We start from the raw sequence: 9,533 nt of genomic DNA on the forward strand, positions 1-9,533 counted from the left end.
GCTGTAAGTGTTCAAACGGACATGATATTATTTACTCAAGAGCCTTTTTTTAGAAGCATCGGACTTACACAAGTGTGACAAAAAATCATTGTAGGATATGTTTGTAGTCAGGGCTTCAGCCCTGATCTTATTTTCGTAACCTCTCCCAGGGAGAAACTTTAGTTCTCACTACAATCTAGAATATTATACCAGTTGCGTCAGTCCTGATTTGGTGACGGGTGATGAGTAAAATAGTTAATTATTCCTACACCCTACACCCTATATGTTACTACTTATTACCTTGCGCCCAAATGCGGGTAGGTAGTCCCCAAACGTAGATAAAACCTTCCGCAGCTTTGTGATCAAATTGATCTTCTGCGCCATAAGTTGCTAAATCAGGAGTATATAGAGTATTATCGCTCCAACGACCCACAATTATAGCATTACCTTTAAATAGCTTTAAACGCACTACACCGGAAACTCTCTCCTGTGTTTGTTGAATAAAAGCATCTAAGGCAGCTTTGAGAGGACTATACCAAAGTCCATTATACACTAGTTTAGTATAGGTTTCTTCTATACCTCGTTTGTATTGACTGACATCTGCTGTTAAAGTCAGACTTTCTAAGTCACGGTGAGCATTAATTAAAACTACCATTGCTGGTGATTCGTAGATTTCTCGTGATTTAATCCCGACTAAGCGGTTTTCAATCATGTCAATGCGGCCAATACCATGATTTCCCACGATTTTATTGAGTTGTTCAATTAGCTCAACTGGGTTTTTTGCTGTTCCGTTAATGGTGGTAGGAAGTCCATTTTGGAAGCCAATTTCTAGATATTCCGGCTCGTTGGGAGTATCAGCTATGGCTTTGGTCATTTCATAGATTTCTTCGGGTGGTTCGTTTGCTGGGTCCTCTAATGTACCAGCTTCAATACTGCGACCAAGTAAGTTTTTATCTATACTGAAGGGAGAGGATTTTTTCACTGGTGCGGGAATACCAAACTTCTCACCATAAGCAATGGTTTGCTCTCGACTCATGCCCCATTCTCTGGCTGGTGCTAATATCTTCAAATTAGGGTTGAGGGCTGCACAGGAAACATCAAAGCGTACTTGATCGTTACCTTTACCCGTACAACCGTGAGCGATCGCATCCGCATCATATTTTGCAGCCGCTTCTACCAATATCTTAGCAATCAAAGGTCGAGCTAGGGCTGTACCAAGAGGATAGCGGTTTTCATAGAGGGCGTTAGCTTGAATAGCAGGGAATGCGTATTCTTTAACAAAGATATCCTTAACATCCGCTACTAAGGACTCACTTGCACCTGATTTCAGGGCTTTTTCTCGAATTGGTTCTAATTCATCTCCCTGTCCTAAATCTGCTGCTAGAGTAATGACCTCCTCTACTCCCCACTCTTGCTTTAAGTAGGGAATACAAACGGAAGTATCAACTCCACCAGAATATGCTAAAATAACTTTTTTGGCGCGACCCATGAATTTCTCCACTCAGGAAAACAAAGAATGAGTCATTATTATATCTGACTTACCTAGCGTATATTTTTTTTGTGCAACGGTAACTTGCCTATATTTGTCTTATTCTCAATACAAGCAATAGTATTTTAGGTAAAACTGTGTTTTTGAGTATTGTTATTCCCACTTATAATCGCTTACCAATTTTAGAAAAGTGTCTCCGCGCTTTGGAGGTACAGCAGTTAAGCAACGACAACCACATAGAAGGTTATGAAATCGTATTAGTAGATGATGGTTCTACTGATGGTACTTTAAATTGGTTAGATTTACATCAAGACGAATTTCCTCATGTTCACTGCTTTGAACAGAATCATGCAGGACCGGCTGCGGCACGAAATTTAGGAGTAGAAAAAGCCCGTGGTGATACAATTATTTTTATTGATAGTGATTTAGTGGTTTTACCGAATTTCCTCCAAGCTCATACAAATGCTTTGATACAAGGAAAAGAGAAATTAGGAAGCGACAGCTTTTTTACCTACGGTGCTGTAATTAATACTTGCAATTTTATCAATCCCACCGCAGAACCTTATAAAATCACAGATTTTTCCGCTGCTTTCTTTGCTACAGGTAACGTCGCTATTCCCAAACATTGGTTAGTGAAAGCTGGGTTATTTGATAATAGTTTTCAACTCTATGGTTGGGAAGACTTAGAATTAGGTGTCAGGTTAAAAAATCTAGGTTTAAAACTAATTAAATGTCCCGAAGCTGTCGGTTATCATTGGCATCCACCATTTAGTTTACAACAAATTCCCAAATTAATTGATCAGGAAATTCAACGAGGAAAAATGGGAGTTTTATTTTATCAAAAACATCCCACTTGGGAAGTAAAAATGATGATTCAAATGACTTGGTTTCATCGTTTATTATGGGGTATTCTATCCTTAAATGGCCTTTTAAATGAAAGAACTATGTCTCCCTTTTTACAATTGTTGATTAACTTAGGTAAACCACAACTAGCCCTAGAAGTAGCGCGGATTTTCTTAAATTGGTATAACGTGAAAAGTGTTTATGCAGCTTATGTTCAAATAGAGAGTAAATAAATCAAAGCAGCGGTCCAGGACTCACATAACTGACGCAAAATATCTTTGAAACCTTCTTTCCTTCCTGTACTTCGCTCCTTCGTGGTTCATTCATTCTTAGAATCAGATATTTAATTTTTGGAGATGCCTACTGACTATCATATTTTATTAATTTCATCAGACACAATTAGCTGTATGCTTAATGATAGGCAACCTAGTTGTAACTTCACGTAATTAGGCGTAAAGAAACTTAATATTGATCACTATTTTGCTTGTTGGTATTAGTTTTACTGCTAATTCGTTCATTTACGCCTAAATACTTAACTTGGTCGTTCAGCAAATCAGAAAAAACACTCTGATAGCTTACGTATCGCAGTCACGGCTTAATACTAGTAGCAAAAAACACAACAACCCTCACGACAAAGACGTAAAAATGATCCAAAAAATTTTACTGGCTGTCTCCGGTTTGGGACAAGCGGAACAAATGCTCAAGAACCTGAAAGAAATGCCTTCATTTCAAGGTGCGAAGGTAACGGTTCTTCACGTTGTTACTCCACAAAGCACTGCTGCTGTCATGACCAGTAAATGGGAAGAAGGTGGCAAAATTCTGGCTAATGCTATTCAGTATTTAAACTTAGATCCTAGCCAAGTTTCTTCTATTTTGCGTCAAGGTGATCCCAAGGATATGGTTTGTCAAGTCGCGGATGAAATAGATGCCGATTTGATTATTATGGGTTCACGAGGACTGAAGCGGTTACAATCAATTTTATCTAATTCCGTTAGTCAGTACGTTTTTCAATTGTCTTCTCGTCCCATGTTGCTTGTGAAAGATGATATTTATGTCAAAAACATTAAGCGCGTTATGGTAGCAATGGATAATTCTGAGTCTGCCAAAAATTGTTTAAATTTAGCTTTGTTCATACTTAGGGGTGTTGTCGGTGGACAATTAATTTTAGCTAATGTTAATACAGATTTAGGTGGCAAATTATCAGGTATTACTGATCTTAAACCAGAAAGAAGTTCTGTGTTAGGAATGGCTTTAGCTGAAGCAGAAAGACAATCTGTAGCAGTGCGTTGTGTTACCAGCAGTGGTAAACCGGGGGAAGAAATTTGTCGTTTGACTAGTGAGTTGAATATAGACTTATTATTAATTGGTTCTCCAGACCGTCGTCCATCTATTGCTAAGAGTTTTGTTGATATAGATCGTCTTATAGGCGCGTCTTTATCTGACTATGTTCGTGTTAATGCTACTTGTCCAGTTCTTTTGGCGCGAACTGCTGGTTAGTCCTTGCAGGGACTATCAAGTCAAGTGGCCATAAACCTGATTTTTGTCTAGTAGGGGCAATTTCATGAATTATCCCTACTTTTGTTGTTTTGTACATAAATCCCAACAATATCTGATATCATATAGGAATCGGGTTTGATTCTGTGAATTTACTTGTGTGGTCAGGGAACAGGGAACAGGGAACAGGGAACAGCAAAGACAGAATTGATACCTCCTGAGTCTTGTATGGCTACGCCACGCAAGCTATCGAAAATCAAATATTATTCCTATATCATCTCCAGTTGAATACTTATCATATCTGTTGAGGGTGGTAATAGGTAATTGGTAATTGGGAAAAGGCAATACAATGATGAACTATATCATAATTGATTCGGCTGACATGATATAATCATTGTCTGTGGATTTAGTTTCAAATACATACTCCCACCAGTTCATGCCATATTTTCTAATCATTTAAAAACTCTGCCAAACTTGGCACATTTACCCAATTTCCTGTACCATGGGATTGGTGGCATAAATCCATGAGTAATTGGGAATAAACCCCTGCTTGCAAAGCAGGTGTAGTTTGTGTATTGTTAGTAATTCCTTTTACCCATTCATCAACAACACGCAGAAAAGCGCAAATCCGCCCATCATGATAATATTGAGGAAAGAGAAATTCCTGGGGAATGGCCATTTCTTTTAAAGGTTCACCCGGTTGAGAACTCCAAACCTGAAAGCCATGAATATAGTCTTTTTGATTCTTACTACCTAAAACCAATGTTCCCTTATCTCCATATACTTCTATCCAATGGGTTCTAGGTGCATGAATAACCGCACTAATACAGACTTGGACAGGTGTACCATCAACCAATTCTAGAGATAATAAACAAGTATCATCACTATCAACTAATTGTAATTCACCGGTGGCAGGGTTAATTCTTTCAGGAATAGCAGTCATTAAATGAGCGTTTAATTTCCCAACTGCACCGAATAACCAGTTAATATAATCAAAAGCATGAGAACCTAAAGCACCTAAGACACCACCACCTTTTTCTTGACTAGAATACCAGTTCCAAGGACGAGAAACATCAGCACGAGAAGAACCCAACCAGTCAATTTTAATTAACCGAATATTCCCTACATAATTTCCAGCTAGAAGTTGAGCGAAAAATTGCCATTGGGGAACAAACCGAAATTCAAAATCTACAGTAGCAATTACACCTTGACTTTTTGCTAACTGATATAATTCTTTGGCTTCATTGACATTTAAAGTTACAGGTTTTTCTAATAAAAGATGTTTACCGGCTTGTAAAACTTGTTTGGCCATTTCATAGTGTAAAAATGGTGGTGTAGAAATACTCACAGCTTCAACAGCAGGTAAAGCCAGAATTTCTCCTAAATTATCACTAGCATGGGGGATATTGTGATTTTCCGCAATAGTTTTAGCTTGATGAATATCTCGATGATAAACAGCGACAATTTTAGTATTATGATGTGCTTGAAATGCGGGAATGTGTACTTTTTGACCAAATCCTGTACCAACAATTGCTACCCCAATCATATCTAATTTTTTGAAGTTTATTTCAGGTTATTTAATCAACAATTGTAGCAAATAATTGACTTTTGAGAAACCTCAATGGCGAAAGTTATTAATCTGCTATTTAATGAACAGGTAAAAACAATTGCCATTAAGTTAGTAAATAGGGCTTGCTGAATAAGTTGTCTGTTAGGGCAGGGAACAGGGAACAGAAAAGAGGTTTTGGGCAACTTTACTTTAGTTATGTCGGTTTTTTTCCGTTCACCTATTTAGTAAATACAAAATTCTCTCACCTGGATAGAAGTTCAGGCTGGAGAATTAGTATCTTAACTGGGTAAATCTGCATCTTTATATGCTTTATTGACACGCATAATTTTTGCTCCTAATTGCTGTAACTTCATATCAATACGGTCATAACCTCGATCTAAATGTTGTAGTCCTTGAACCGTGGTTGTTCCTGATGCTGCTAACCCTGCTAAAACTAAAGCTGCGGAAGCTCTTAAATCCGTACCTATCACTGGTGCGCCCGACAACATTGGCACGCCGCGAACAAAAGCAGTGTTACCTTTGACACGAATATCTGCCCCCAAGCGGTTCAACTCAGAAGCATGACGCAAGCGATTTTCAAACACTGATTCATTAATGATACTATCACCTTCCGCCAAAGTTAGTAAAGCCATAAAAGGTGCTTGCATATCCGTAGGAAAACCGGGATGGGGCAAGGTATCAATATTGACTGATTTCAGGGTTTTAGCGGGCAAAATCCGTAAACAATCCTGACCTTCTTCAATAATTGATATACCTATTTCCTGTAATTTGGCAATGACGGGAATTAAATGATCAGGTGCAACCGGGGATAGAAGTAGTTCAGAGCGGGTAATTGCTCCAGCAATTAAAAATGTTCCAGCCTCAATCCGGTCAGGAATAATAGTATAATCTGTAGAGTGTAATTCAGGTACACCAACTATAGTAATTGTACTTGTTCCTGCACCTTGAATTTTCGCGCCCATGGAGTTACAGAAATTGGCTAAATCTACGACTTCTGGCTCTCTGGCGGAATTTTCTAGGATAGTTTCCCCGTCTGCTAGGGTAGCAGCCATCATTAAGGTTTCCGTCGCTCCGACACTGGGAGTATCTAAATAGATTTTCGCGCCTCTTAATCTGCCCTTATTTCCGGGAACGTGAGCATGACAAATACCATGTTCAATTTGCACCTCTGCACCCATGGCTTGCAGTCCCCGAACGTGCAAATCTACCGGTCTAGCACCAATAGCACAACCACCTGGTAAGGGCATCTGTGCTACTCCTAACCGGGCTAAAATTGGACCAATAGCAAAAAAGCTGGCTCGTAGTTGGGTAACAAGTTCATAAGGGGCTTTAGATGTAGTAATTTCACGAGCATCAATATCTAAAATATCATCTTCTCTACTTAAACGTAGTCCTAAAGCTGATAAGACTTGTCCCATGCTATCCACGTCCGCTAATAAAGGAACGTTACGAATGCGACAATCACCGGAACATAGTAAAGTTCCCGCCATGATTACCAGTGCGGAATTCTTCGCTCCGCTAATTTTTACATGACCTGCCAAAGGATATCCACCACAGATTTGCAAGACTGAGGAGTCCGCTGCCAGTGAGGACTTCATCTCTGGTAAGCTGCTAGAAGAATTAATAAGCCTGCCTCCAAAAAAATACGTAATTATAAAGGTTTGATGTTGGTTTTGATTCTAAATTAACAATTCTCCAGCTTGATGAAGCTAGAAAAATTTTTCGCTATGTTAAGGCTATAAGGTCGTTAAATTTTATCATGCAGTCAGGAAAGTTAATTGCAAAAATGCAGATTAGCCGCAAGGGAAAAATTTTTTTCTATGACTTTTTCTATGCTGCCATTTTTTTCTTGACAAATACCAACAGTTATGCAAAAATATTAATCTATGAATAAGATTGAATGTCAGCGGAACTGGCGGAATTGGCAGACGCGCTAGATTCAGGTTCTAGTGCCGCAAGGCTTCCGGGTTCAAGTCCCGGGTTCCGCATCTCAATTTGGGATTTATCTCAAGTCCGAAGTCTCAAGTCTAAGATTGTGTTAACAAGTTTACAAAATTCCCTGGTTAAGCAAGTTCGTAAGTTACACTCTCCTAAAGAGAGGCAAAAACAACAGCTATTTTTATTGGAAGGAACTCATTTACTAGAGGAAGCTTGTACGGTTGGTTATCCGTTAAATGCGGTATGCTGTACTCCTCAATGGGAAATGAACCATCCTCAATTATGGAAGACTGTTTGTACCCATTGCGATCGCACAGAAATTGTCAGCCCAGAAGTTTTAGCAGCAATGGCCACCACTGTTAATCCTGATGGGATAGTAGCGATCGCTCAACGAGAAGCACAACTTCAAAAAATTCCTTCCACAGGTTTAGTTCTGGCTTTAGAAACTGTCCAAGATCCTGGTAATTTGGGAACTATGATTCGTACGGCCTCCGCTGCTGGGGCATCAGGTTTATGGTTGAGCGCCGATAGTGTAGACTTAGATCATCCCAAGGTTTTACGAGCTTCTGCTGGTCAATGGTTTCGTTTAAACATGGCTGTCAGTCAAGATTTGAAAGCTACTGTTAAGGAAAATCAACAAGCAGGAATGCAGGTAGTAGCCACATTACCTAATGCCGATTTGACTTATTGGCAGGTGGACTGGTGCAAACCTAGTTTAATATTATTGGGCAATGAAGGAGCAGGGTTATCAACAGATTTGACTGCTTTAGCAGATATTCAGGTGAAAATTCCTCTGAGTCCTGGGGTAGAATCTTTAAATGTGGGGGTTACTGCTGCTTTAATGTTATATGAAGCTCACAGACAAAGAATTTATGGCCATGGATACTGATATTGCTGATTTTTATGAAACAAAGGTTAAGACTAGGTGCGGCGATGATGACTTTTGGTTTACTAGCCTGTGATAGTTGGTTTACCGCTCCGGGTGATCTGGTGGAACGGGTCAGTGATGGTGATACATTGCTATTAAAAAGAGCAGATGGCAAAAATTTCACCGTGCGGTTTGCTTGTGTTGATGCTCCAGAAATACCCCATTCTCAGCAAGAAAAGAGGAGTAAAATTAGCAAAGATGTGAATCAGTTTGCTTGGGGTATGAAAGCAAAAACACGGATAGAGGAACTGATTAAACAAACAGACAATCGTGTAAAGTTAAATATTACAGATAGCGATTCCTATGGCAGAAAAATAGCCGAAGTGCGGTTAAAAGATGGCACGTTTTTACAGCAAATATTGTTAAAAGAAGGGTTAGCCAAAGTATATCATCGCTATTTAAATAAATGTCCCAGTCAGAATATATTAAAACAAGTCGAGGCAGAAGCCCGACAACAAAGAACTGGCATTTGGGGTGATAGCAAATTTGTTAATCCTTGGAATTATAGACAAGCAAATAAGTAACTCAAGTTGCTAGTTATCTAGTTGAGGCTGGTAATGGGTAATTGGTAATTGGTGAGTAATTTTCTGTTTTCATCCTGTTCATCCTTTAATTTTGGATATCCTGATGATCACATTTTCCCTAACTAGTAACTTACGTTAAGTAAATAACTCTCATGTAGAAACGTATTTTAAACGCTGATACAGATATAATTCTAAAGAATCTCTATAAAATCCTCTTTTCCTAGTCTGCTTTGAGTTTATTGTTTCCGTTATCACTACGTATGAATGAGTTCACAATAAATTATAATTAAAACTTATATAAATACAATAATACTTTTAATATTCATAACTTAGGAAAATTCACCTTTAGATTTTCTTAATAATTAATTGAGAATTATTTTTATTTAGTAACGAGCTTGCAATACTTTCGGCGATTTGCTAGAATTATTGAGAATTTCACAATTGGGTTAATATTGTCAATTTTGCACCCTGCGAAAAAGATGATCTGTAAAAGTCTTTATTTACAATGGTTTTAGAGATCAATTTTCAAAAAAAATACAAAACTTTACAAATTAGCAGTGGTTTTGAAGAGTCAATTGGGGAAAAATTATTCAGCAAAATTATGTGGTTTGACTAGTAGAACAAATATACTATTGACAAATAGGTTAACTTATGTTGTGTGCCATGACTAGTGAAAGGTCAAGATAATATCATGTCCGGTTGAACACTTACAGCACTTCCCGATGTTATGAGGTACAAGAACCCCACCCCCAACCCCCTCCCCGCAAG

The 9,533-nt window shown here is 38.5% G+C and carries 7 protein-coding genes and 1 tRNA gene; 5 read left to right on the top strand and 3 right to left on the bottom strand.

Annotated features, from left to right (window positions below):
* Positions 1–268: 268 nt before the first annotated feature.
* Entirely contained in the window at positions 269–1,468 is a 1,200-nt protein-coding gene (locus ACIR131C_RS0105480; RefSeq protein WP_028089385.1) for an argininosuccinate synthase, read from the bottom strand.
* A gap of 137 nt (positions 1,469–1,605) precedes the next feature.
* On the opposite strand from ACIR131C_RS0105480, the gene ACIR131C_RS0105485 reads away from it, so the two are divergent.
* Both ACIR131C_RS0105485 and ACIR131C_RS0105490 read left to right on the top strand, forming a co-directional pair.
* Positions 1,606–2,544, top strand: a complete 939-nt coding sequence (locus tag ACIR131C_RS0105485; protein WP_028089386.1) for a glycosyltransferase family 2 protein — start codon at positions 1,606–1,608, stop codon at positions 2,542–2,544.
* Between the two features lie 412 nt (positions 2,545–2,956).
* The gene (locus ACIR131C_RS0105490; RefSeq protein ID WP_028089387.1) at positions 2,957–3,808 is read left to right on the top strand and encodes a universal stress protein; all 852 of its coding nucleotides are present in this window, start codon (positions 2,957–2,959) and stop codon (positions 3,806–3,808) included.
* Between the two features lie 445 nt (positions 3,809–4,253).
* Here the strand turns inward: ACIR131C_RS0105490 and ACIR131C_RS0105495 are convergent, their stop codons facing one another.
* Together ACIR131C_RS0105495 and murA are read right to left on the bottom strand one after the other, a co-directional pair.
* Positions 4,254–5,351: a Gfo/Idh/MocA family protein gene (locus tag ACIR131C_RS0105495; protein WP_028089388.1), complete on the bottom strand. Its 1,098-nt coding sequence runs from the start codon at positions 5,349–5,351 to the stop codon at positions 4,254–4,256.
* A gap of 302 nt (positions 5,352–5,653) precedes the next feature.
* Positions 5,654–6,973 (bottom strand): UDP-N-acetylglucosamine 1-carboxyvinyltransferase, encoded by a 1,320-nt coding sequence (gene murA / locus ACIR131C_RS0105500; protein ID WP_035371542.1) that lies wholly within the window; start codon positions 6,971–6,973, stop codon positions 5,654–5,656.
* 308 nt (positions 6,974–7,281) lie between these two features.
* Between murA and ACIR131C_RS0105505 the strand changes: the two genes are divergently transcribed.
* The 3 genes from ACIR131C_RS0105505 (at position 7,282) to ACIR131C_RS0105515 (ending at position 8,765) form a co-directional block, all read left to right on the top strand.
* Positions 7,282–7,363 (top strand) — tRNA-Leu (locus ACIR131C_RS0105505).
* 47 nt (positions 7,364–7,410) lie between these two features.
* Positions 7,411–8,202 carry a TrmH family RNA methyltransferase gene (locus tag ACIR131C_RS0105510; protein WP_028089390.1) on the top strand — a complete coding sequence of 264 codons (792 nt, stop codon included), beginning with the start codon at positions 7,411–7,413 and terminating at the stop codon, positions 8,200–8,202.
* A gap of 14 nt (positions 8,203–8,216) precedes the next feature.
* The gene (locus ACIR131C_RS0105515; protein WP_028089391.1) at positions 8,217–8,765 is read left to right on the top strand and encodes a thermonuclease family protein; all 549 of its coding nucleotides are present in this window, start codon (positions 8,217–8,219) and stop codon (positions 8,763–8,765) included.
* The last annotated feature ends 768 nt before the right edge of the window (positions 8,766–9,533 follow it).

The sequence above is a fragment of the Dolichospermum circinale AWQC131C genome, from assembly GCF_000426905.1.
Lineage (GTDB): Bacteria > Cyanobacteriota > Cyanobacteriia > Cyanobacteriales > Nostocaceae > Dolichospermum > Dolichospermum circinale.

What these genes read in the sequence shown, in the direction of transcription:
- ACIR131C_RS0105480 (WP_028089385.1), bottom strand. Translation starts at nt 1,468, where the DNA reads ATGGGTCGCGCCAAAAAAGTTATTTTAGCATATTCTGGTGGAGTTGAT.
- murA (WP_035371542.1), bottom strand. Translation starts at nt 6,973, where the DNA reads ATGAAGTCCTCACTGGCAGCGGACTCCTCAGTCTTGCAAATCTGTGGT.
- ACIR131C_RS0105490 (WP_028089387.1), top strand. Translation starts at nt 2,957, where the DNA reads ATGATCCAAAAAATTTTACTGGCTGTCTCCGGTTTGGGACAAGCGGAA.
- ACIR131C_RS0105515 (WP_028089391.1), top strand. Translation starts at nt 8,217, where the DNA reads ATGAAACAAAGGTTAAGACTAGGTGCGGCGATGATGACTTTTGGTTTA.
- ACIR131C_RS0105495 (WP_028089388.1), bottom strand. Translation starts at nt 5,351, where the DNA reads ATGATTGGGGTAGCAATTGTTGGTACAGGATTTGGTCAAAAAGTACAC.